This window comes from Sulfitobacter indolifex (genome assembly GCF_022788655.1).
Classification (GTDB): domain Bacteria; phylum Pseudomonadota; class Alphaproteobacteria; order Rhodobacterales; family Rhodobacteraceae; genus Sulfitobacter; species Sulfitobacter indolifex.
The window spans coordinates 2,350,911-2,371,907 of record NZ_CP084951.1 but is presented as its reverse complement, the minus strand read 5'-3'; the positions used below and the strand labels follow the sequence as shown (position 1 = coordinate 2,371,907).

Below are 20,997 nucleotides of genomic sequence, written 5' to 3'. Positions count from 1 at the left end.
CTCAGCCCTTATACTTTGACAGGATCATCGACCCATTGGTGCCACCAAACCCGAAAGAGTTGGTCATCACGGAATCGAGCCCCGCATTGTCGACCCGCTCCAGCGCGATTTCCGACGGATCAAGCGCCGGGTCGAGATTTTGCACATTGATCGACCGAGCAATGAAATCATTGTCCAGCATCAGCAGGCTAAAGATCGCCTCCAGCGCACCGGCGGCGCCTTGGGCGTGGCCAGTCATGGATTTGGTCGAGCTGACCGGAGGCGTGCTGCCCTGACCGAAGACGCGGCGGACCGCTTCGATCTCGCCCACGTCGCCGACGGGGGTCGAGGTGCCATGGGCATTGATATAGCCCACCTTGCGGCCTTCGGGCAGGGTCTCAAGCGCCAGACGCATCGCGCGCTCGCCGCCTTCACCGGAAGGGGCCACCATGTCGTGCCCATCGCTGGTGGCGGCATAGCCCGTCACCTCGGCATAGATTTTTGCACCGCGCGCCAGCGCGTGGTCGAGGTCTTCCAGCACCAGCATCCCGCCGCCGCCTGAAATTACGAAACCATCGCGGTCCGCATCAAAGGCGCGGCTCGCTGTTTCGGGGGCGTCGTTGTACTTGGACGACATCGCGCCCATCGCGTCAAAGAGGCACGACAGCGTCCAGTCCAACTCCTCACCACCACCGGCAAACATCACGTCTTGCTTGCCCAGCATGATCTGCTCAGCCGCGTTGCCGATGCAATGCAGCGAGGTGGAGCAGGCTGAGGTGATCGAATAGTTGATGCCCTTGATCTTGAAAGCGGTCGACAGGTTCGCGCTGACGGTCGAAGACATGCATTTCGGCACGGCAAAGGGCCCGATGCGCTTGGTGGCGCCTGTGTCTTTGACGATGTTATGCGCGGCGAACATGGCGGAGGTCGACGGCCCGCCGGAGCCTGCCACCAGACCGGTGCGCGGGTTGCTGATCTGATCTTCACTCAGCCCGGCATCCTTGATCGCCTGATCCATCGCGACATAGGCATAGCCTGCGCCCGGCCCCATGAAGCGCAGTGTGCGCTTGTCGATGTGGTCGGCCAGATTGATCTTAAGCGTTCCGGCCACGCGGCTGCGGAACCCGTGTTCGGCCATCTCCGGGCTGGCTTCGATCCCGGAGGTGCCGTCCTTCAGCGCGGCAAGCACTTCTTCGGCGTTATTTCCGATGGATGAGACAATTCCCAACCCTGTGACGACGACGCGGCGCATGGGCAGCACTCCTTTGTTTTATCAGCCCCGGTGTATGACAGCACGGCGGGACGGCGCAAGCGGTTTGCCATTTGGCCGCGGGCGGAAGTTGTCGGTCAAGGTTCTGTGATGGAACGCGCGGCGGGCAGGCGGTGTTGGCCAAGCAAGACATAGAGGAGAACAGAATGCCCGAGATCAAAACGATAAACCCCGCCACCGAAGAAGTCCTGAACACCTACACCGTGATGTCCGAAGCCGAGGCGACCCAAGCGGTCGAGGCCACGCATGAAGCTTTTAAAAAGTGGCGCAAGTTCACCCATGCAGAACGCGCGCCCTATCTGAAAAAGATCGCCGAAAAACTGCGCGACAACAAAGAGGAACTGGCCGAGTTGATGACCCGCGAGGTTGGTAAACTGTACAACGACAGTCTTGACGAAGTCGACCTCTGCGCCGCGATCTTTGACTGGACCGCCGACGCGGGCCCGGAAAAACTCAAAGACGAGACCCGCGAGTTGATGGACGGCAAGAAAAACGGCGTGGTGACCTATCAGCCGATCGGCGTGATCTATTCAGTCCAGCCGTGGAACTTCCCCTTTTACCAGCCGGTCCGCGTTCTGGCGGCAAACCTGATGGCAGGCAACGGGAACGTCCTAAAACACGCCCAAATTTGTACCGGCAGCGCGCTGCGTCTCAAGGAGATCTGTGAAGAAGCCGGGCTGCCGAAAGACCTGTTTAACGTCGTCATTATTGACCATGACACCAGCGACAAGCTGATCGCCCATGACCTGGTGCGTGGCGTGACCATGACCGGGTCCGACAAAGCGGGCAGCCACATCGGGTCGCTGGCGGCAAAGCACCTCAAGAAATCGGTTTTGGAGCTGGGTTCGAACGATGCTTTCATCGTGCTGGATGATGCAGACATCGAGACGGCAGTGAAGTTCTCTGTCGCCGGCCGGATCTACAACAATGGCCAGACCTGTATCTCGGCAAAGCGCTTTATCGTGACCGACAAGAATTACGACGCCTTCGTGAGCGCCTTTGTTGAGCAAATGAAATCGATCGAGATGGGCGACCCGATGGACAAAAGCACCGGCCTTGGCCCGCTGTCGAGCCAAGAACAGTTCGAGACGGTGCGCGATCAGGTTAAGGAAAGCGTCGAGAATGGGTGCGAACTGCTCTGCGGGGGCGAAGTGCCTGACCGCACGGGGGCTTACTATCCCTCGACCGTTCTGGGCAATGTGAAGCCCGGCTCGCCCGCCTATGACGATGAAATCTTCGGCCCTGTCGCCTCGGTGATCCGCGCCAAGGATGACGAAGACGCGATGCGCATTGCCAATGACAGCCGCTATGGCCTTGGCGGCGGTATCTTCTCGCAAGACGAAGACCGCGCGCTTGAACTGGCTCGGGCCGAGTTTGACACCGGGATGATCCGGATCAATGGTTTTGGTTTGGCGGATCCGAATATGCCCTTCGGCGGGGTCAAGAACTCAGGTTATGGCCGCGAACATGGCGGCTTTGGCATGAGCGAGTTTGTCAACGCCAAGGCGATTTTCCTGCCGTCCTAAGCAGCACTCGCAGATTAGAGGCGGGCGGCTCTCCAGTTGCCCGCTGTGGTATCAACGAAAATTCAAGAGGTTCCATATGACACTTAAGGTACTCGTTGCCGGTGCGACCGGCAAAACCGGGCGTTTGCTCGTAAGTGAATTGAAAGATCGAGGGGCGGAGCCGATCGCGCTGGTGCGCAAAGGGTCTGACACTTCTGTTCTGCCCGAATGCACAGCACAGCGCGAAGGGGATTTGACGAAACTGCGGGCAGGCATCTGTGATGATGTGGATGTCGTCGTCTTTGCTGCAGGCTCGGGTGGTAACACCGGCCCTGAGATGACCGAGAAGGTTGATCGAAAAGGCGCGCAGCATCTGATTGATTTGGCCCGTACAGCTAATGTGGACCGTTTCGTGATGCTAAGCTCGGTCGGGGCTGACAACCCGCCCGAAGATACGGAAATGACCCATTACCTCAAAGCGAAGCAGGCAGCGGATCAACATCTGATCAACTCAGGGCTGACCTATTCCATTTTACGCCCCGTGGCGCTGACCGATGACCCCAAGACCAACGCGGTGAACTTGGGCGATAGTGTCGATCAGCAGGGTCAAGCGCGCCGCGGTGATGTGGCCGCCGTGTTGGCCGAGGCGGCGGTGACTGGTCGCCATGATGGTAAGGTACAGGAAATGCAGACCCTCTAAGGGTATGCTAGAGACACAAAAGGGGGCCACGCGGCCCCCTTTTTCGTATTCGCTGGGCGTTGTCGGCTCAGCTCTCGCTCAGCGCGACTTTCATGTCTTTCACCTGATAGATCACTTCACCATCGGCTTCGACGATGCCGTCGGCCACACCCATGGTCAGACGGCGTGTTTGGATCGCTTTGGTGAAATCAATCTTATAGGTCAGCATCTTACGCTCAGGCCGGACCATGCCGGTCAGCTTCACTTCGCCCACGCCAAGCGCATAGCCACGCCCCTGCCAGCCGCGCCAGCCGAGGTTGAAACCGGTCAACTGCCACAGACCGTCTAGGCCCAGACAGCCGGGCATGATCGGGTTACCGGGGAAGTGGCATTCGAAGAACCACAGGTCCGGGGTGATGTCGAATTCGGCGGTGATATGGCCTTTGCCATGGGCGCCGCCATCGGCGGATACATCGGTGATCCGGTCCATCATGAGCATCGGCGGGGCAGGAAGCTGCGCGTTACCGGGGCCGAAAAGTTCGCCGCGGGCGCATTTCAGCAGATCTTCCTTGTCGAAACTCGTGGGGTAGTCGGCCATACTGCGGCTCTCCTGCTGGTCTGTTATCACTTGGGTCCCGTTTAGCATCGCGCTCCAGCATGCTGCAAGGGCCGCGCGCGCGCAGCTGCGACGATTGGCGCGAGGTTTTCAATTGAAAACCGGGGATTTCATCCTTTATATGACCATGAAAGGCAGGAAATTGATGTCCGAACAGGAACAAGAGGTCGGGACGCGCTGGTTGGCGCAGGCCGGACTACGCCCCACACGCCAACGTGTTACGCTGGCAAGCCTGCTGGTGGGCGATGGACAAGACCGTCACGTCACCGCCGAAAGCCTGTTTGAGGCAGCCAAAGGGCAGGGCGAAGCCGTGTCGCTGGCAACGGTCTACAACACCCTGCGGGCGTTCTGTGATGCTGGATTGTTGCAGGAAGTGACCGTTGATGGCTCCAAAAGCTATTTCGACACCAACACCCACGACCACCCGCATTTCTTTTGGGAAGACGACAGCAAGCTGACAGACGCGCCGTCAGAGCAGTTGGTGATTGCCCAGCTTCCCGATGCGCCTGAGGGGGCCGAGATCGCCTCGGTTGATGTGGTGATCCGCCTGCGCCGGAAGTCCTGAGCGGCGGGGCGATGCGCCCTGCCACAGGGGCGGCTTAGCCGCGTTTGCGCAACACCAGAAACGTCATCATGCCCATTGGCGGCAGGGCGCGTTCGTCTTCGACTTGCAGCGCATCTTGTTGCAGCACGGTTTCCATCTCGAAATCCGAGTGCCAGCCCAGCGTATTGGCGAAGGGCGCGGACACTTTTTCAAGAAAACCCAAAACGCCGGTGGTGCGCATAAAATGGTTGGCGATGACCACCTGACCGCCAGGTTTGAGCACGCGGGCGATCTCCTCCATCACGCGCTCAGGTTCGGGCACGACCGACAGCACATGCATGGCGGCGACGGTGTCGAAACTGGCGTCGGGAAAATCAAGGTCGCGGGCATCCATCTGGCGCAGGCCGGCTACATGCGTCAGCCCTTCGCGCGCGACGCGCTCGCGGGCTTTGGCGAGCATCTCATCGCTGAAATCCATACCTGTGACTGAAAGATGTGGCGCGTAATGCGGCAGCGATAATCCGGTGCCAACGCCGACTTCGAGCACTGTGCCGTCGCCCTTGTTGATATGGGCGACCACATGGCGACGGCCACCGCTGGTCAGCGCGCCAAAGGTCTTGTCGTAGATCGGCGCCCAGCGGGCATAAGAAGTCTCGACCGCCTTGATATCCATCTTAATTCCTTTTGGTTTTATTTGGTTTTTTTGCCGCGCAGCAGGCCCCAGATCACCATGCCGATATAGGCCACGCAAACTGCGACCAATGTGGTCCACGCATAGGTCGCCAGTGCTGCGGCAAAAATTGCCACACCGACGAGCAGGTATTTCACATGGCGGCGCGAAATCTTGGTGGTTTTAAATGACCATGTGGGGATGCGGCTGATCATCAGAAAGCCGATCAGCACCATATGCAGCGCAATGATCCAGTCCGGCAGAATGGGCCGGTTGTGGAAAGCAAAGGACAGCGTCATCGGCAACAGCACCAGCAGGGCCCCTGCGGGCGAGGGGATGCCGGTAAAGTAGGAGCCGGATTCCCCGACCGCGTCGCCATTCTTGGCTTTCTCGGCTTCGGCCTTGTCGTTCACATTGAACCGGGCCAGCCTGACCACACAGCAAACCGCGTAGATCAACACCGCAATCCAAGCCGCGCCGCCCATGTCTTGCAAGGCCCAGAAGTAGAGGATCAGCGGCGGCACCACGCCAAAGTTCAAAAAGTCGGCCAGCGAATCCAGTTCTGCGCCCATCGGGCTGGAAGAGCGCAAAAGCCGCGCCAGCCGCCCGTCTAACCCATCCAGCACACAAGCCAGCAGGATCAGTTGCACCGCCAGCACATAGTTGCCATTCACGCCAAAGCGGATCGCCGAGAGGCCCGCGCAGATCGCGGTGATGGTCAGCGCATTTGGCAGCAATTGGATCAGCGCAAGGTCTGCGCCGGACTTTTCAGAAGAGGGGCGCATGCAGCAATCCTAGACGGGGGTGGACTGGGCCACCGGCGGTTTCAACTCGGCCAGCACGGTTTCCCCGGCGACCATGGTTTGCCCGATGCGCACCATTGGGTCGACGCCTTCGGGCAGGTAGACATCTAGACGCGAGCCAAAGCGGATCAAGCCAAAGCGCTCGCCGGTTTCCAGCCCGTCGCCGGACTTCACGAAACAGACGATCCGCCGCGCCACGAGGCCCGCAATCTGCACCACGGCCAGATCGCGCCCGTCGTCCATACGGATGCACAGGCTGTTGCGCTCATTGTCGGCGCTGGCTTTGTCGAGCGAAGCATTAAAGAATTTGCCGGGGCGGTAGGCCACGGCCTGCACCTTGCCCGCGACGGGGGCGCGGTTGATGTGGCAGTTGAACACGCTCATGAAGACGCTCACGCGGGTCAGGGGCACATCGGGCATGCCCAGTTCGGCGGGGGGCACCGCAGGCTCGATCAGTGAGACGATGCCGTCGGCGGGGCTAACGATCAGGTCGGGCCGGTCGGGGGTGACACGCTCTGGATCGCGGAAGAAGTAGTAGCACCAGACGGTCAGACCGACGCCGATCCAGCCCAGCACATCTGCGATGGCAAAAAGTACCAGTGTGATGGCGGCAAAGATCGCCACGAATTTGACGCCCTCGCGGTGCATCGGTTTGATGAATGTGTCGAGCATGTTGACGGACATCGGACCCTCCCGTGATGGCTGTCTTCCGTCATAGGTGCATAGCGCGCGAGTGCAAGTCGGTTTTGGGAATAGGGCATGTTTGGGCGGTAGGGTGCAGGCATGCGCGAAGGGCGTAGCCCTCCCTGTAGGGCGATGAATGGGGGCGCAGGGCAGACGGAAGCATCAATCGTCTAGGATGCTGTATGATGAGGCAGCAGAAAACTTCCCCCCGGGGGGAGGGCAGTGCCCTTTGGGTCCTTGGGCGGCAAAGCCTTTAGCGAAGCGCTGTCAAAACCACTGACCCGGCTCCATCAGGCCCAGATCCATCAACTGCCGTGAATGCCACTCAAACGGCTCTGAGTTATGCCATTGAAAAGTGGGTATATCATAGCGGCTGCCCGGATTGCTTTTCAGCGCTTTGGCCGTGCGGAACGAGCAAATCGCCGTGGTTATATTGTGGTGCCACTTACACGCGTAGGTATTGTATTCTTCATCATTGAACGTGTGATCGCTGCGCAGCAATAGCCCCGGCTTGGCGCGAAACAGGGGGATGCGGTCAATCTTGCGGCTTTGCGGGGGGACGTGTTCTTCAAACCTCCAGCGCAGGCCGCCAAAGAAATCCAACTGCCGTTCCTTTGGGTGCCCTTGCTGCTCCGTGTCCTTGCGCGCCGATGCGTAATAGCCTGAGCGGTCCAGATGCGCTTGATCAAGTGAGACCGCATTGGGGTGCCGCTTGAGGTCCAGCGCGTAGAGGTCGACCACATAGCCCAGCAACGCATCGCGCCGCTCTTCAACGTGAAAAGCCAACAATTCCTTGATATTGCGCGTCTCGCTGAAGGGGTGGAAAAGGTATTCGGCGTTGTAGCAGTAATAAAGCCATTGCCCCGGCAGCGCCGCGATCATCTGGTTCACCGCCTGCTCTAACGCGCCGTCGCGTGTGGTGTCGTAATCGACCCTGAGCACGCTTTGCTGCAAATCGCGCGGCAGGTCGAACGCCGGGGGCATCAGCGCCATCACCGTGTCAAAACCGGCCTGCTGGTGGTGGCGAATGGTCGTGTCGATCTCGACATCATCCTCGACCAGCACCATCGCGACGGGGCCCGCGTTCAGCGCCGTGCGTGCCTCTTTGATAAGGTGATCAAGATCGCGATACCGCATAGGCCCCCGCTGGAATTTCCGTGGGGCAAAGTCGGTCAATTCCGGGCGCATTGCAAGACGCGGCTGCCGCTGTTAGACAACGCCATCTGCCTATGTACTGCCAAAGCCAGTTGGATCCCCGCCATGACACAACCGAAAAAGCTGTTCATCAAGACCTATGGTTGCCAGATGAACGTCTATGACAGCGAACGCATGGCCGAAAGCCTGGGCGGTCAGGGCTATGTCACGACCGACAAGGCTGACGACGCCGATATGATCCTGCTCAACACCTGCCACATTCGCGAAAAGGCGGCGGAGAAGGTTTATTCCGAGTTGGGCCGCCTGAAGCCGCTGAAAGACGCGCGCCCCGACTTGAAGATCGGTGTGGCGGGCTGTGTGGCGCAGGCCGAGGGGGCAGAGATCATGCGCCGCCAGCCTGCCGTCGATCTGGTCGTTGGGCCGCAAAGCTATCACCGTCTGCCAGAGATGGAGGCGAAGGTGCGCAGTGGGCAAAGCGCGCTCGACACCGATTTCCCGGCAGAAGACAAATTCGATCACCTCAAGAGCCGCCCTAAGGCGAAACGCGCGCCTGCGGCATTTCTCACGGTGCAAGAGGGCTGCGACAAGTTCTGCGCCTTCTGCGTGGTGCCCTATACGCGGGGCGCCGAAGTCTCGCGCCCTGCCGAAAAGGTGTTGGAAGAAGCGCGTGATCTAGTCGAGCGCGGCGTGCGTGAAGTCACCTTGCTGGGTCAGAACGTAAACGCCTACCACGGCGGCATGACACTGGCCGATCTGATCCGCGCTTTGGCCAAAGTCGACGGGCTAGAGCGCATCCGCTACACCACCAGCCACCCCAACGACATGGGCGACGATCTGATTGCCGCGCATGGTGAGGTGCCAGAATTGATGCCTTACCTGCACTTGCCAGTGCAATCGGGCAGCGACCACATCCTGAAACGGATGAACCGCAGCCACACCGCCGAAAGCTATCTGAAACTGCTGGAACGCATCCGCGAAGCGCGGCCTGATATCCTTCTGTCAGGCGATTTCATCGTCGGCTTCCCCGAGGAAAGCGATGCCGATTTCGAGGCCACGATGGAGCTGGTCCGCCAAGTACGCTACGGCTATGCCTATTCGTTCAAATACTCCACCCGCCCCGGCACCCCTGCGGCAGAGCGCCCACTGGTCGATCCGGCAGTCGCGGACGACCGCCTGCAACGCTTGCAGGGGCTGATCACCCAGCACCAGCGTGAGATCCAGCAATCGATGGTTGGGCGCGAAGTGTCGGTTCTGGTTGAGAAGCAGGGCCGCTTGCCCGGTCAGATGCTCGGCAAGTCTGAATATCTTCATGCAGTGCATATCGAGAACTGCACAGCGGCAATCGGTGACATCCAGCGCGTGCGGGTGACCGAGGCGAAGACGAACTCTCTGGCCGCCGTTCAGGTCTAAAGGTTAGGGCTGCCTTGGGTGCGCGTTGCCGCGCACCCTGAGCGTTTCAGTAGTTGTGCTTGCGATGAGATGACGCATCCGCAAAGATCCGCTCCATCTCCGCTTTCATGCCAGCAGGGTTGCCCACCAGTTTGTCGTCGCGGCAGATGCGCTCGGCCACGGCATGGGCGGTCGAGAAATCGTAGCCCACGGCCACGAGGCTATCCACGAAGACAGAATTGGGGCGGTCCCAGATCACGCCCTTCCACGGGCCGCGAAAGCAGCTGACATGGATCACGTTGCCTGTTGGATGCGCCTTGCCTTGATGGTGGTAGGCGTATGTCACACCACCAGCAAAAGCAGGCATGGCCAGCAGGCCGGTGACGGCGGTGGCGAGTATTGTTTTCATCATGAGTTGGTCCCCCAAGTTATCATTGCAGCGTCAGTCCAGATCGGCAAAGCCGCGCGAAAGTCCCACCCTCGCGATCCGATGCATAGAGGCTTAGGCCCAACCGTGCGCATTTCAAGAAAATTCGATGGAACTGTCAGGGGGCTGCGAACAATCTTGAAAGCCCGCAGTTGATTGTCGCTTAGGTGGCGATCAATGGGGTGTTTTCTAAGTCGGCGGTTCAGGCACGAGGCCTTGAGCGATCTGTCTTTCCCCAGTCCCCCGCCGCAGCAGATTCGTTGTGACCTAAAGTGTCCAGGCCACAAAATGTTGATTTCACAGCTTCACAGCAGGCAAGTTTTTGCCTAACCTGACACCATATTATGTAGATGCTGCTTCGGGGTGGGGCCGCATTTGCCAAAATTTAGAATGAGGACAATCGCTGTGGGACCCACTATTTCCAATGCGCTGCGCGCCATCGCCAGCCTGACGATGGCAGCCGCGCTGACCGTTGCCAGCACGTCGGCAGACGCGCAGACACGCTCGCAACAGGGCCGTGACAAAGGCGTCTACACGCCGACCATCTGGGTTGATCCCGATGGATGCGAACATTGGGTGATGGATGACGGTGCTGAGGGGTATATGACCCCGCACACCACCCGTCAGGGCATCCCCGTATGCCGCCGTGGCGATGTTTGCGGTGTGATGGAGGCGGACCAGTTCTTTGCCACCGACAAATACAATATCTCCGCTCAGGGCCGCGCGCGTTTGGCGAATTTCTTCCAGTCGACCGGGGCGGTTTCTTATATCATCACCGGCCATACCGACAGCCGCGCGTCGGACGCTTATAACATGCGCCTGTCCTACAACCGCGCAAACTCGGTCGCGCATGTCGCCAACCAAGTTGGCGCACGCATCGCCGATGTACGGGGCTACGGCGAACGGATGCCAGCCGTGCCGAACAATTCCGCTGCGAACATGGCCAAAAACCGCCGTGTCGAAATTATCTGCATCCGCTGAAGGGACCAAAAAAGTGATTCAGACGAAACTTCTCATGGTCACCGCCTGCGCCGTCGGCCTGTCGGCCTGTACCGACTACGAAGGTGGATTGGGCCGCGGCTACCCTTCGGACAAGACATTTGACCGGGGCATCGACAAAAAGCACCTCAGCCAGCTTCAGGCGGGCATCTGGGTTGATCCAAATGGCTGTGATCATTGGATCATCGACGATGGGGTCGAGGGCTATCTTTCGGCGCGGCTTGATAAATTCGGCAAGCCGGTCTGCTCGGGCGTGGCACCGCCCACACATACCGCAGGCGACTTCAAAGGCGGCTCTAGCATCAAAGACCCGAATTGACCTATGTGGTCCATATCAAACACACTGGGCCGGAGCGCATTGCGCTTCGGCCCTTTTTGTCGGAACGGGTTGGTAAATCCTGTCTGCCTGCCTATCTCTCCTTTTAATGCTTAACAAAGGATGCGCGCATTGCCTTCAACTGATCTGATGACACCGGAAACCGCGGCCGAACGGGTGGTGGAGTTTCCCGATAACCGCCTGCTGATCGACCTCTGCGGCGCTTATGATGCGCATCTGGCTGCTATCGAGAAATCGCTCGAGGTGCAGATCATCCGGCGCGGCAATCACCTGCAAATTTTGGGTGAGGGCGAGGCCGTTGAAAAAGCCGAAAGCCTGCTGAATGCGCTTTATGTGCGGCTTGAAAGCGGCCGCTCGGTTGAGTCTGCTGATGTGGACGGCATGTTGCGCATGGGCAATTCCAGCGCGGGTACTGGCGTGCGTCAGGGCGACCAGTTGGAAATGCCCATGGGCGACGCGATTGAGATCCAGACGCGTAAAAAGCGGGTCGAGCCGCGCACCGACGCGCAGAAGGCCTATGTGCAATCGCTGTTTGACAATGAACTGGCCTTTGGCATCGGTCCTGCGGGTACGGGCAAGACCTATCTGGCCGTGGCGGTGGGCGTGTCGATGTTTATCGGTGGCCATGTGGACCGGATCATCCTGTCACGCCCTGCTGTCGAGGCGGGGGAGAAGTTGGGCTATCTGCCGGGTGACATGAAGGACAAAGTCGATCCTTACATGCAGCCGCTTTATGACGCGTTGAATGACTTCCTGCCGGGCAAGCAACTGGCGAAACTGCTAGAGGAAAAGCGCATCGAGATTGCGCCGCTGGCCTTTATGCGGGGGCGGACGCTCTCGAATGCCTTTGTCGTGCTGGATGAGGCGCAGAACGCCACGTCGATGCAGATGAAGATGTTCCTGACACGTCTGGGGCAAAACTCGCGTATGGTGATTACTGGCGACCGTACACAGATCGACCTGCCGCGCGGGGTGCAATCGGGGCTACAGGATGCCGAGCGTTTGCTGAAAACGATCCCCAGCATTAGCTTTAATTACTTCACCTCCAAGGACGTGGTGCGCCACCCGCTGGTTGCGGCAATTATCGAGGCTTATGAGGCGGATAGCGGTGCCGCTTGACGTGATGCTTGAAGATTTCGATATCGTGATTGAGGACGACCGCTGGGAGGCGGTCGACCTTGAGCGTTTGGCGCATGCCGCAGCGCAAGCCACGCTTGGACATCTGGGGCTGGACGCGGAAACCGCAGAGATGACCCTGCTGGCCTGCGATGATGCGCGCATTGCTGTGCTGAACGAAGACTTTCGTGGCAAGGCGCGTGCGACCAATGTGCTCAGCTGGCCTGCGGAGGAACGCGGTGCCGCCGCGCCGGGCGGTGATCCGCTGCCCGTCGCACCCGGCATTGACGGAATGCTTGAACTGGGCGACATCGCCATGGCTTATGAGACATGTGCCGCCGAGGCCAGTGCGGCGGCCAAGCCTTTGAATGCGCATGTGACCCATCTCATTGTACATGGGCTGTTGCATCTTCTGGGCTATGACCACGAAAATGACCCCGACGCCATGTTGATGGAGGGGTTAGAGCGCGAAATACTTGGCAAAATGGGTTATGATGACCCATATAAGGAAAATGGCCCTTAAGGGGCTTGTAACACAGACGGGACCCAATGGGCGATACAGACGGATCATCTGAGGCGGCGCAGAGCGCGCTTGCGGATGAAGATAGACATGAGCTGCCGGATGATAGTGCAATGCGCACCGGCAATTTCTTTTCTCGGGTGTTCGAGGCATTAAGCCCATCGGACAGCGAGGATGACACCCCCGAGGCATCGGCAGAGGCCGAGCGGCCCACCGGGCACGGCATGATCAACCTGCGTCGGATGCGGGTTGATGATGTGGCGGTGCCCAAGGCGGATATCACCGCTGTGCCGGTGAGCGCCACGTTGGATGAGCTGGTGGCGGTGTTCAAGGAAAGCGGCATGACACGGCTGCCCGTCTATGACGGCACGCTGGACACGCCGGTGGGCATGGTCCACTTGAAAGACCTTGCGCTGAACCACGGGTTTAATGGCAAAAACACCAAATTCGATCTGCGCGCCATGCTGCGCCCCTTGGTCTATGTGCCGCCGTCGATGACCATCGGCGTGCTGCTGACCAAGATGCAGGCCGAGCGGCGACATATGGCATTGGTGATCGATGAATATGGTGGCGTTGACGGGCTTGTCACCATCGAAGACCTGATCGAACAGGTCATCGGCGAGATCGAAGACGAACATGACGTTGACGAGGGCACCTATTGGACGGTCGAAAAGCCCGGCACCTATCTGGCGCTGGCCAAGACCCCGCTGGGTGATTTTGAGGCTGAGATTGGCCATTCGCTGACCGACCATGAGACCGTCGACGAAGAGGAGATCGACACCCTTGGTGGTTTGGTCTTCATGCTGTCGGGCCGGGTTCCGGCGCGCGGCGAGGTGGTTTTGCACCCCGACGGCCCTGAGTTTGAGGTCATCGACGCCGATCCGCGTCGCATCAAACGCTTACGGGTCCGCACCCAAGGGGCCGGGGGATGATGCAGCGGCTGGCGATGCGGGGCCGCATGTTGCTGGCTCCGATCGCCGGAGCTGCTGCCGCCTTCGGGCAAGCGCCCTATGAACTGCCGCTGCTGCTTTTTGCCGGGCTGCTGGCGGCGTTCTGGCTGTATCGTGCGCAATCGGCTGGTCCGGTGCGCGCGGCGCTTTTGGGTTGGGGCTTTGGCTTGGGCTATTTCCTGCACGCGCTGCAATGGATCGTATCGCCCTTTATGGTCGATGTGGAACGCCATGGTTGGATGGCGCCCTTTGCGCTGATCCTATTGGCGGCAGGGATGGCACTGTTCTGGGGGCTGGCTTTCGGTCTTGCCCGTTGGATTTCACCACGGCGCGGGCTGGTCTTGGCGCTGACCTGGGCGGCGGTTGAACTGCTGCGGGCCTATATTTTCACCGGCTTTCCATGGGCTATGCCCGCGCAGGCGCTGGTCGGCGTGATGGCCGGGCAGGGGTTGGCTTGGGTCGGCCCCTATGCGCTGAACCTCTGGCTTTTTGCCATCGCCGCGACCTTGTTGCTGCGCGGCCCTTTGGCGCTGCGCTTGGGGCAGGGGACGTTGGCGCTGTCGACCGGTCTGCTCTTGCTGTTGCCGCCACAAGCGCCGCCTGCGGTGCTGACTGATCAGGTGGTACGCTTGGTCCAGCCCAATGCAACACAGCGGGAAAAGTGGAACGCGGACAGATTTGAATTCTTTTTCTCACGGCAGCTCGAGTACACCGCCGCCGCGCCGAAAGACGCAAGCCAAGCGCCTGATCTGGTGATCTGGCCCGAAACGGCGATCCCTTGGGCGTTGGATATGGCGGGCAGTGCACTGGCCGAGATCGGTGCGGCGTCTGACGTGCCCGTTGTGCTTGGGGTGCAGCGCCGGTCGAACATGCGCTATTTCAATTCGCTCGTTGTGCTGGATGCCGATGGCGCGGTGGATCAGCTTTATGACAAACACCACCTCGTGCCCTTTGGCGAATACATGCCGCTGGGTGATCTGATGGCGCGTTTCGGGATCCATGGCCTCGCTGCGCAAGAGGGCAACGGCTTTTCCAGTGGGCCGGGCGCGGAGCTTCTTGATATGGGGCCGCTCGGCGCCGCATTGCCGTTGATCTGCTATGAGGCCGTATTTGCCCATGATGTGAACGCCGCCCCGGCGCGGCCCGCCTTCTTGATGCAGGTCACCAATGACGCATGGTTCGGCAAGGCGGCAGGCCCGCGCCAGCACCTTGCCCAAGCGCGGATGCGGGCGATTGAGCAGGGGTTGCCCATGGCCCGTGCGGCCAACACAGGCATCTCGGCGATGATCGACCCGCAGGGGCGCGTGACCGCGTCGCTGGCGCTCAATTCCGCAGGGTTCATTGACGCGCCGCTGCCCGCGCCATTGCCGCCAACACTCTATAGCCGCAGCGGAGATTTGCCGCTTTCGCTGCTCTTGGGGCTATGCCTTGCAGGGCTTGCTGTAGCCCGCCGCCGCAGGCCCGGGAATGCCGATTGACCATCCACCAGCGGTTGTCTAAGCCGTTGGCAGAGCATCACAACGGCTTCCTGACGTGGTGCGTAATTTTTATTGGAGCACTACATGTCCCGTCAGAACTATACTTTCACTTCGGAATCCGTTTCCGAGGGGCACCCGGATAAGGTCTGCGACCGGATTTCCGATGCCATCCTCGACGCTTTTATCAGCGAGGAACCCGAAGCACGGGTCGCCGCCGAAACCTTTGCTACCACCAACCGCGTCGTAATCGGCGGGGAGGTTGGTCTGGCCAACAAGGCCAAGCTTGACGAATACCTCGCCGGTGTCGAAGACATCGCCCGCGCCTGCATCAAAGACATCGGTTATGAGCAGGAAGAGTTCCACCACGCGACATGCGAGATCACCAACCTGTTGCACCCACAGTCCGCGCATATCGCCCAAGGCGTTGATGCGGCTGACGGCAAGGAAGAGGGCGCAGGCGATCAGGGGATCATGTTTGGTTTCGCCACCGACGAGACGCCCGAGCTGATGCCCGCGCCGATCCACTACGCCCATGGAATCCTGCGCCGTCTGGCCGAAGTGCGCAAAGACGGCACCGAGCCGACCCTGCGCCCGGATGCGAAAAGCCAGCTTTCAGTGCGCTATGAGAACGGCAAACCGGTTGGCGTAAGCTCTATCGTGCTGTCGACGCAACATGAGAGCGAGAGCCAGTCCAGTGCCCACATCCGCGATATTGTTGAGCCCTACATCCGCGAAGTCCTGCCTGAAGGTTGGATCGACGATGAGACCGTCTGGCATGTGAACCCCACCGGCGTTTTCGTCATTGGTGGGCCGGATGGCGACGCGGGCCTGACGGGCCGCAAGATCATCGTCGACACCTATGGTGGTGCGGCCCCGCACGGCGGCGGCGCGTTTTCGGGCAAAGACCCGACCAAGGTGGACCGCTCAGCGGCCTATGTCGCGCGCTACCTGGCGAAAAACGTCGTGGCGGCAGGGATGGCTAAGAAATGCACCATCCAGCTTAGCTATGCGATTGGCGTGAGCGAGCCGCTGTCGATCTATTGTGACACCCACGGCACTGGCGACGTGCATGATGCGGCGATTGAAAAAGCGATCCGCCAGATCATCGATCTGACCCCGCGCGGCATTCGTGAACATCTGCAGTTGAACAAGCCGATCTATCAGCGCACGGCGGCCTATGGACACTTTGGCCGCGCGCCCGAGGCGGATGGCGGCTTTAGCTGGGAACGCCGTGATCTGGTCGATCAGCTTAAGGCGGCAGTGTAAAAATATATGGGTGGGCGATCGCGCCCACCCTTTAGGCTTAGCGGCACTTACCCCCGCTCGGCCTGTTTGGCCTCGACCAAAGCCACCGCTGCGGCCACCGCATCTTCGATCGCCATTTCTGTGGTGTCGATCTGCTTGGCATCAGCGGCCGGTTTTAGCGGCGCTTGGTCGCGGCTCATGTCGCGCATGTCGCGCTGTTTGACGTCGTCCAAGACGATTTCATAAGTGATCTCGATCCCCTTGCCCGAAAGCTCGGCAAAGCGGCGCTGCGCGCGCACTTCGGGGCTGGCGGTGATGAACAGTTTCACCGGTGCGTCGGGGCAAATCACCGTGCCAATGTCGCGCCCGTCCAACACCGCACCGCCCGCACGGGTGGCAAAGCTGCGTTGGAACCGCACGAGGGCTGCACGCACCGCCGGAATCACCGCCACTTTGCTGGCCTCTTGCGCCACGTCCGGGTCACGCAGGCTGGGGTCTTCAAGGTCGACAGGGGCGAGCGTTCGTGCGGCCTCTTCAGGGTCCATCCCTTTAAGGGTTTTCGCGGCCACCGCCCGGTACAAAAGCCCGGTGTCGAGATGTGCAAAGCCGAAATGCGTTGCGACCGCTTTAGCGACCGTGCCTTTACCCGCCGCTGCGGGGCCGTCGATGGCAACAGTCATGCCGCCATTGGTACTTTTCGTCATTGTAGATTCCTTTCGTTGCGCGCCCGGAGGCCAAGCAGTAGGGCTGCTCCGAAACAGGCGGCCAGTATCGTCCATTTTACCTGCGTAAACAGGCTGGCGGTCGCAACCGCTTGTGCAGTCAGCCGTTCCGGCCCCAGTTCAACCAGCCGGGCGATGAGCATGTTCTCGGTGTAATCTGCGCCGAGGTAGAGTGCGACGGCAAGCGTCAGCGCCAGCCGAAGCCCGCCCGCCGACCAGCGCCGAAACCACAGCAGTAATGCCAGCGCCAGAAGCGCGGGGAAGGCCGTGTCAGCCAACCCGAATTGGCCGAAGTAAAGTGCTGTCTGTTTTGGGCTGAGGGCTGTGAGATAGGCGCGCGCTTCGGCCAGATCATAGCCCCAAAGCCGCCCGTCCAAGACCCCCATGCCCGCCGCGCGCAGGTGGGTTTCGGCAAAGCCCGCAAGGGCGGCAAAGGCCAACGCGGCGCAAAGGCTGAGCCAAATGAGCCTGTCCCCTGTCACGCAGGCAGCCGTTCGACCTGCGCACCCAAGGACGCCATCAGCGGCTCGAAAATCGGGAAAGACGTGGCAATGGGGCCACCGTCATCCACCTGCACCGGCTGTTGCGCGACCATGCCAAGGATCAGGAAAGACATGGCGATGCGGTGATCGAGGTGGCTTTGGCAGGTCGCCCCTCCGGGAATATTGCCGTGGCCCAACCCTTTGACGATCCACCAATCTGGCCCGTCTTCGACTTCGATACCATTGGCGCGCAGGCCGCTGGCCATGGCCTCAATCCGGTCGCTTTCCTTGACACGCAACTCTTTGACGCCGCGCATCAAGGTGTCGCCCGTGGCACAGGCCGCCACGACCGAGAGCACGGGGTATTCGTCAATCATGCTCGCCGCGCGTTCGGGCGGGACTTCGATGCCATGTAGATTGGGTGAGAATTTCGCGCGCAGGTCAGCGACAGGTTCGCCGCCTTCGGTCCGCTCGTTTTCATAGGTCAGGTCCGCGCCCATTTCGCGCAAGGTTGTGAACAGCCCCGCCCGTGTGGGGTTCAACCCGATACCGGGGACCAGCACGTCCGATCCGGGGACGATCAGCGCCGCACAAACAGGGAAGGCGGCAGAGGACGGATCGCGCGGCACGTCGATATGCTGCGGTTTCAACTCTGGCTGGCCCGTCAGGGTGATGACGCGGCCCTCCTCGGTATCTTCAACTGTGATCTCGGCGCCGAAGCCCGCAAGCATCCGCTCAGTATGGTCGCGGGTGGCTTCGGCCTCAATCACTACGGTTTTGCCCGGCGCGTTGAGCCCGGCCAGCAGTACGGCGGATTTGACCTGTGCGGAAGGGACCGGGACGGTATAGCGCACCGGCACAGGCTCAGCCGCGCCCACGAGGGTCATCGGCAAGCGGCCCCCGGTGCGGCCCACGGATTGCGTGCCAAACAGCGCCAGCGGGTCGGTTACCCGCGCCATTGGGCGGCTGTTTAGGCTGGCGTCACCGGTGAAGGTCACAGAGATCGGAGAGGTCGCCATTGCCCCCATCAGCAGGCGCACGCCGGTGCCGGAATTGCCGCAATCGATCACGTTGTCAGGCTCAGCAAAGCCGCCGACGCCGACGCCGTGAACGGAGTAAGAGCCGCCGCCGTGGTCGATCACCTCGGCCCCGAAAGCCCGCATCGCTTTGGCGGTGTCGAGCACGTCTTGCCCTTCCAGAAGCCCGGTGATCGTGGTCTCGCCCACGGCCATGGCGCCAAGGATCAAGCTGCGGTGGGATATGGATTTATCGCCGGGCACCTCGGCAGTGCCGCTAAGCGGCCCGCAAGCGCGCGATGACATGGGAATGGGGCTGCCGTGACTGGACATGAAGTACCTCTGATCTGCTTGAGGCCCCTATTATCGCAGGCGAACGGCAGCGTCCATCGCCGCGCGTGCAATGGGTTGTAAACAGGGTGGTATCAGGCGCTAGTGCTTAGCGTTTGCGGAAGGTCAAGTAATGCGGGGTACGACCCTCGCGCAGAGCTTTTTGCTCATAGCGGGTCGAAATCCAATCATCCCACGGCGCGCGCCAATCGTCCGGCCCTTCGGCCAGCCAGTCAAAGCCATGCTGCGGCACCTGTTCGAGGGTCTGGCGAACGTAGTCTTCGATATCGGTCGCCACCCGGAAGATCGCACCGGGTTTCAACACGCGGGCCAGCGGCTCTAGATGCTCGGGCGTGACAAAGCGGCGGCGGTGGTGGCGTGTTTTCGGCCAAGGATCGGGGTAAAGCAGAAACGCCCGGTCGATGGAGGCTTCGGGCAGCACGTCGAACATATCGCGCACGTCACCGGGGTGGATCGCAAGGTTATCCACGCCCGCACGCCGGATTTTGCCCAGCAGCATGGCAACGCCGTTGATATAAGGCTCGCAGCCGATGATGCCGACATCCGCGTTCTGCCCCGCCTGATGCACCAGATGCTCACCACCGCCAAAGCCGATTTCCAGCCAGACCTTGCGCCCGCCAAAGAGCGTATCAAGGTCAAGCGGCCTGCGGTCGGGATTGGCGTCCCAATCGACAGCCCCCGGCGACAATGCGTCGAGATCCTCGTCGATGTAGGTCTTTTGCGACTTCTTCAGGGATTTGCCTTTGAGGCGGCCATAGAAGTTGCGGCGGGGGCGTTCTGTGTCACTCATGGCGGCTCATGTAGCGGCCCGGCTGGTCCTTCGCAACAATCCTCTGCATGGGACCGACGATTAGGCGAGGTTAAACATTTATTAGGCTCGATGGGGATAGATGACTGGGCATAGCAGGGGGATGGCAGATGAGCGTGGCCAGACAAGAGACAGGTAGGAGTACGGCAGGCGGCACGGCTGAACCGGGTGGCGCGGCGCGTATCTTGATTGTGGATGACCACCGGTTTGACCGAATGCGGATCAAACGGCTTTGTGGGGGCCTCGATTTTCCCACACTGCTAACAGAAGCGGACAGCCTTGCCGCACTTGGCCAGCAATTGGACGAGGGTGCATTTGACCTGATCTTGCTGGATTACAACCTGCCCGACGGGGACGGGCTACGCGGGTTGCAGATCATCCGGCAACATGCGCGAAACGGTGGTGTTGCAACGGTGATGGTTACAGGAACGGATCAGACTGATGTCGCGATTGAGGCACTGCGCGGCGGCTGTAGTGACTATATCGCCAAGGACGAACTTTCGCAAAGCACCTTGCGGCGCTCTGCCTTCAACGCGCTGCAAAAGTCGGCTCTGCTCTTGGGTGTCGCCACGCAAGAACAGAAACGGACTGAGGTTCAAAGCGTCTTGCGGCGATTCACCGAAGAATGCGCGCAGGAGATTAAGCCTATGGTCGGCGACATGATGCGCGACCTGCGCGCGCTCGACCGGTCGAACCCGGCATTGATCGAGGAAGAACTCGCCAAGGTTGACTATACATTTTTGCGCTTGTGGGAGTTTGTTGAGGATTTGGCGAGCTTTCGAGGCAGTGAACTTGCTGATGGTGATCTTAGCGATCCGCCAAAGCCGACGCCGGGACTTGGCGCCGGGTGGGGTGGGGGGCTTGGGTAGGATGTTGTTTTCGGGGGCTATTTGCCGTGGGCGTTTTTCACAGGGGGCGGTTTTTTAGCGCCCCTGCCGCTCTACTAAGAGGCGAACTGCGGCCACGAAGGAAAAAACCACGCTCGATCTGCGCTTTGGGGGGAAGCCTCTTGCAACCCCTTGGTTGCAAACGTAACCCCATACGCCACCTCCGGCAAAACCCTGCAAATCACCCGCCATGAGCACCCATGGCCCTTGCAGGAGCGCAAAATTTCCCCTATACGCGCCTTGTCTAAGGGGCGGTTACAGCTTCGGACGCGATATAGCGGGCAGGGTCGGTTTCAACCGGCCCTCTTTTGTTTGCGTTCGACTGCGGATTCACCGCTGTGCCTTTGTTTCGGAGTTTCTCCGGC

General features: G+C 60.3%; 23 protein-coding genes and 1 riboswitch. Of the genes, 12 read left to right on the top strand and 11 right to left on the bottom strand.

What is annotated here, in order from left to right; all coding sequences use genetic code 11:
- Position 1: 1 nt before the first annotated feature.
- Entirely contained in the window at positions 2–1,231 is a 1,230-nt protein-coding gene (gene fabB / locus DSM14862_RS11570; protein WP_007120817.1) for a beta-ketoacyl-ACP synthase I, read from the bottom strand.
- Positions 1,232–1,395: 164 nt separating this feature from the next.
- Between fabB and DSM14862_RS11565 the strand changes: the two genes are divergently transcribed.
- Positions 1,396–2,775 carry an NAD-dependent succinate-semialdehyde dehydrogenase gene (locus tag DSM14862_RS11565; RefSeq protein ID WP_007120816.1) on the top strand — a complete coding sequence of 460 codons (1,380 nt, stop codon included), beginning with the start codon at positions 1,396–1,398 and terminating at the stop codon, positions 2,773–2,775.
- A 76-nt stretch (positions 2,776–2,851) separates the two neighbouring features.
- Positions 2,852–3,454 (top strand): SDR family oxidoreductase, encoded by a 603-nt coding sequence (locus DSM14862_RS11560; protein WP_007120815.1) that lies wholly within the window; start codon positions 2,852–2,854, stop codon positions 3,452–3,454.
- A gap of 67 nt (positions 3,455–3,521) precedes the next feature.
- On the opposite strand, the gene fabA is transcribed toward DSM14862_RS11560, so the two are convergent.
- On the bottom strand, positions 3,522–4,031 hold the full coding sequence (gene fabA / locus DSM14862_RS11555; protein WP_007120814.1) for a bifunctional 3-hydroxydecanoyl-ACP dehydratase/trans-2-decenoyl-ACP isomerase: 510 nt from the start codon (positions 4,029–4,031) through the stop codon (positions 3,522–3,524).
- 163 nt (positions 4,032–4,194) lie between these two features.
- On the opposite strand from fabA, the gene irrA reads away from it, so the two are divergent.
- The gene (gene irrA / locus DSM14862_RS11550) at positions 4,195–4,614 is read left to right on the top strand and encodes an iron response transcriptional regulator IrrA (RefSeq protein ID WP_040701812.1); all 420 of its coding nucleotides are present in this window, start codon (positions 4,195–4,197) and stop codon (positions 4,612–4,614) included.
- A 34-nt stretch (positions 4,615–4,648) separates the two neighbouring features.
- Here the strand turns inward: irrA and DSM14862_RS11545 are convergent, their stop codons facing one another.
- The 4 genes from DSM14862_RS11545 to DSM14862_RS11530 form a co-directional block, all read right to left on the bottom strand.
- The gene (locus DSM14862_RS11545; RefSeq protein WP_007120812.1) at positions 4,649–5,266 is read right to left on the bottom strand and encodes a class I SAM-dependent methyltransferase; all 618 of its coding nucleotides are present in this window, start codon (positions 5,264–5,266) and stop codon (positions 4,649–4,651) included.
- 17 nt (positions 5,267–5,283) lie between these two features.
- Positions 5,284–6,048, bottom strand: a complete 765-nt coding sequence (pssA, locus tag DSM14862_RS11540) for a CDP-diacylglycerol--serine O-phosphatidyltransferase (RefSeq protein WP_007120811.1) — start codon at positions 6,046–6,048, stop codon at positions 5,284–5,286.
- Positions 6,049–6,057: 9 nt separating this feature from the next.
- Positions 6,058–6,750, bottom strand: a complete 693-nt coding sequence (locus tag DSM14862_RS11535) for a phosphatidylserine decarboxylase (protein WP_007120810.1) — start codon at positions 6,748–6,750, stop codon at positions 6,058–6,060.
- A 267-nt stretch (positions 6,751–7,017) separates the two neighbouring features.
- Positions 7,018–7,887 carry a hypothetical protein gene (locus DSM14862_RS11530; protein ID WP_040701810.1) on the bottom strand — a complete coding sequence of 290 codons (870 nt, stop codon included), beginning with the start codon at positions 7,885–7,887 and terminating at the stop codon, positions 7,018–7,020.
- 123 nt (positions 7,888–8,010) lie between these two features.
- Here DSM14862_RS11530 and miaB point away from each other — a divergent pair, with 123 nt between their 5' ends.
- Positions 8,011–9,315, top strand: coding sequence for a tRNA (N6-isopentenyl adenosine(37)-C2)-methylthiotransferase MiaB (gene miaB, locus DSM14862_RS11525; RefSeq protein WP_007120808.1), 1,305 nt, complete (start codon positions 8,011–8,013; stop codon positions 9,313–9,315).
- 46 nt (positions 9,316–9,361) lie between these two features.
- Here the strand turns inward: miaB and DSM14862_RS11520 are convergent, their stop codons facing one another.
- Entirely contained in the window at positions 9,362–9,706 is a 345-nt protein-coding gene (locus DSM14862_RS11520) for a hypothetical protein (RefSeq protein WP_243254250.1), read from the bottom strand.
- Positions 9,707–10,174: 468 nt separating this feature from the next.
- Here DSM14862_RS11520 and DSM14862_RS11515 point away from each other — a divergent pair, with 468 nt between their 5' ends.
- The 7 genes from DSM14862_RS11515 to metK all read left to right on the top strand — a co-directional run bounded on the left by DSM14862_RS11515 (position 10,175) and on the right by metK (position 16,387).
- The gene (locus DSM14862_RS11515; RefSeq protein WP_050770441.1) at positions 10,175–10,702 is read left to right on the top strand and encodes an OmpA family protein; all 528 of its coding nucleotides are present in this window, start codon (positions 10,175–10,177) and stop codon (positions 10,700–10,702) included.
- Positions 10,703–10,715: 13 nt separating this feature from the next.
- Positions 10,716–11,039, top strand: a complete 324-nt coding sequence (locus DSM14862_RS11510) for a hypothetical protein (protein WP_007120805.1) — start codon at positions 10,716–10,718, stop codon at positions 11,037–11,039.
- A 147-nt stretch (positions 11,040–11,186) separates the two neighbouring features.
- Positions 11,187–12,176 carry a PhoH family protein gene (locus DSM14862_RS11505; protein WP_040701796.1) on the top strand — a complete coding sequence of 330 codons (990 nt, stop codon included), beginning with the start codon at positions 11,187–11,189 and terminating at the stop codon, positions 12,174–12,176.
- Positions 12,151–12,696, top strand: a complete 546-nt coding sequence (gene ybeY, locus DSM14862_RS11500) for an rRNA maturation RNase YbeY (protein WP_007120803.1) — start codon at positions 12,151–12,153, stop codon at positions 12,694–12,696. The genes DSM14862_RS11505 and ybeY overlap by 26 nt, the downstream gene beginning before the upstream one ends.
- A gap of 26 nt (positions 12,697–12,722) precedes the next feature.
- On the top strand, positions 12,723–13,625 hold the full coding sequence (locus DSM14862_RS11495) for a hemolysin family protein (RefSeq protein WP_007120802.1): 903 nt from the start codon (positions 12,723–12,725) through the stop codon (positions 13,623–13,625).
- Positions 13,622–15,121 carry an apolipoprotein N-acyltransferase gene (gene lnt, locus DSM14862_RS11490; RefSeq protein ID WP_007120801.1) on the top strand — a complete coding sequence of 500 codons (1,500 nt, stop codon included), beginning with the start codon at positions 13,622–13,624 and terminating at the stop codon, positions 15,119–15,121. The genes DSM14862_RS11495 and lnt overlap by 4 nt, the downstream gene beginning before the upstream one ends.
- A gap of 31 nt (positions 15,122–15,152) precedes the next feature.
- A riboswitch (SAM-SAH riboswitch) is annotated at positions 15,153–15,201 on the top strand.
- A 4-nt stretch (positions 15,202–15,205) separates the two neighbouring features.
- Positions 15,206–16,387, top strand: coding sequence for a methionine adenosyltransferase (gene metK, locus DSM14862_RS11485; protein ID WP_007120800.1), 1,182 nt, complete (start codon positions 15,206–15,208; stop codon positions 16,385–16,387).
- 47 nt (positions 16,388–16,434) lie between these two features.
- Here metK and DSM14862_RS11480 read toward each other — a convergent pair whose 3' ends face one another.
- The 4 genes from DSM14862_RS11480 to trmB all read right to left on the bottom strand — a co-directional run bounded on the left by DSM14862_RS11480 (position 16,435) and on the right by trmB (position 19,727).
- Positions 16,435–17,070 carry a (d)CMP kinase gene (locus DSM14862_RS11480; protein ID WP_007120799.1) on the bottom strand — a complete coding sequence of 212 codons (636 nt, stop codon included), beginning with the start codon at positions 17,068–17,070 and terminating at the stop codon, positions 16,435–16,437.
- On the bottom strand, positions 17,067–17,570 hold the full coding sequence (locus DSM14862_RS11475) for a hypothetical protein (protein WP_007120798.1): 504 nt from the start codon (positions 17,568–17,570) through the stop codon (positions 17,067–17,069). The genes DSM14862_RS11480 and DSM14862_RS11475 overlap by 4 nt, the downstream gene beginning before the upstream one ends.
- Positions 17,567–18,919, bottom strand: a complete 1,353-nt coding sequence (aroA, locus tag DSM14862_RS11470; RefSeq protein WP_040701792.1) for a 3-phosphoshikimate 1-carboxyvinyltransferase — start codon at positions 18,917–18,919, stop codon at positions 17,567–17,569. The genes DSM14862_RS11475 and aroA overlap by 4 nt, the downstream gene beginning before the upstream one ends.
- Positions 18,920–19,025: 106 nt before the next feature.
- Positions 19,026–19,727 (bottom strand): tRNA (guanine(46)-N(7))-methyltransferase TrmB, encoded by a 702-nt coding sequence (trmB, locus tag DSM14862_RS11465; protein WP_007120796.1) that lies wholly within the window; start codon positions 19,725–19,727, stop codon positions 19,026–19,028.
- Between the two features lie 128 nt (positions 19,728–19,855).
- Here trmB and DSM14862_RS11460 point away from each other — a divergent pair, with 128 nt between their 5' ends.
- Positions 19,856–20,614: a response regulator gene (locus tag DSM14862_RS11460; protein WP_007120795.1), complete on the top strand. Its 759-nt coding sequence runs from the start codon at positions 19,856–19,858 to the stop codon at positions 20,612–20,614.
- Positions 20,615–20,997: the final 383 nt, after the last annotated feature.

What these genes read in the sequence shown, in the direction of transcription:
- fabB (WP_007120817.1), bottom strand. Translation starts at nt 1,231, where the DNA reads ATGCGCCGCGTCGTCGTCACAGGGTTGGGAATTGTCTCATCCATCGGA.
- DSM14862_RS11565 (WP_007120816.1), top strand. Translation starts at nt 1,396, where the DNA reads ATGCCCGAGATCAAAACGATAAACCCCGCCACCGAAGAAGTCCTGAAC.
- DSM14862_RS11560 (WP_007120815.1), top strand. Translation starts at nt 2,852, where the DNA reads ATGACACTTAAGGTACTCGTTGCCGGTGCGACCGGCAAAACCGGGCGT.
- fabA (WP_007120814.1), bottom strand. Translation starts at nt 4,031, where the DNA reads ATGGCCGACTACCCCACGAGTTTCGACAAGGAAGATCTGCTGAAATGC.
- irrA (WP_040701812.1), top strand. Translation starts at nt 4,195, where the DNA reads ATGTCCGAACAGGAACAAGAGGTCGGGACGCGCTGGTTGGCGCAGGCC.
- DSM14862_RS11545 (WP_007120812.1), bottom strand. Translation starts at nt 5,266, where the DNA reads ATGGATATCAAGGCGGTCGAGACTTCTTATGCCCGCTGGGCGCCGATC.
- pssA (WP_007120811.1), bottom strand. Translation starts at nt 6,048, where the DNA reads ATGCGCCCCTCTTCTGAAAAGTCCGGCGCAGACCTTGCGCTGATCCAA.
- DSM14862_RS11535 (WP_007120810.1), bottom strand. Translation starts at nt 6,750, where the DNA reads ATGTCCGTCAACATGCTCGACACATTCATCAAACCGATGCACCGCGAG.
- DSM14862_RS11530 (WP_040701810.1), bottom strand. Translation starts at nt 7,887, where the DNA reads ATGCGGTATCGCGATCTTGATCACCTTATCAAAGAGGCACGCACGGCG.
- miaB (WP_007120808.1), top strand. Translation starts at nt 8,011, where the DNA reads ATGACACAACCGAAAAAGCTGTTCATCAAGACCTATGGTTGCCAGATG.
- DSM14862_RS11520 (WP_243254250.1), bottom strand. Translation starts at nt 9,706, where the DNA reads ATGATGAAAACAATACTCGCCACCGCCGTCACCGGCCTGCTGGCCATG.
- DSM14862_RS11515 (WP_050770441.1), top strand. Translation starts at nt 10,175, where the DNA reads ATGGCAGCCGCGCTGACCGTTGCCAGCACGTCGGCAGACGCGCAGACA.
- DSM14862_RS11505 (WP_040701796.1), top strand. Translation starts at nt 11,187, where the DNA reads ATGACACCGGAAACCGCGGCCGAACGGGTGGTGGAGTTTCCCGATAAC.
- ybeY (WP_007120803.1), top strand. Translation starts at nt 12,151, where the DNA reads ATGAGGCGGATAGCGGTGCCGCTTGACGTGATGCTTGAAGATTTCGAT.
- DSM14862_RS11495 (WP_007120802.1), top strand. Translation starts at nt 12,723, where the DNA reads ATGGGCGATACAGACGGATCATCTGAGGCGGCGCAGAGCGCGCTTGCG.
- lnt (WP_007120801.1), top strand. Translation starts at nt 13,622, where the DNA reads ATGATGCAGCGGCTGGCGATGCGGGGCCGCATGTTGCTGGCTCCGATC.
- metK (WP_007120800.1), top strand. Translation starts at nt 15,206, where the DNA reads ATGTCCCGTCAGAACTATACTTTCACTTCGGAATCCGTTTCCGAGGGG.
- DSM14862_RS11480 (WP_007120799.1), bottom strand. Translation starts at nt 17,070, where the DNA reads ATGACGAAAAGTACCAATGGCGGCATGACTGTTGCCATCGACGGCCCC.
- aroA (WP_040701792.1), bottom strand. Translation starts at nt 18,919, where the DNA reads ATGTCCAGTCACGGCAGCCCCATTCCCATGTCATCGCGCGCTTGCGGG.
- trmB (WP_007120796.1), bottom strand. Translation starts at nt 19,727, where the DNA reads ATGAGTGACACAGAACGCCCCCGCCGCAACTTCTATGGCCGCCTCAAA.
- DSM14862_RS11460 (WP_007120795.1), top strand. Translation starts at nt 19,856, where the DNA reads ATGAGCGTGGCCAGACAAGAGACAGGTAGGAGTACGGCAGGCGGCACG.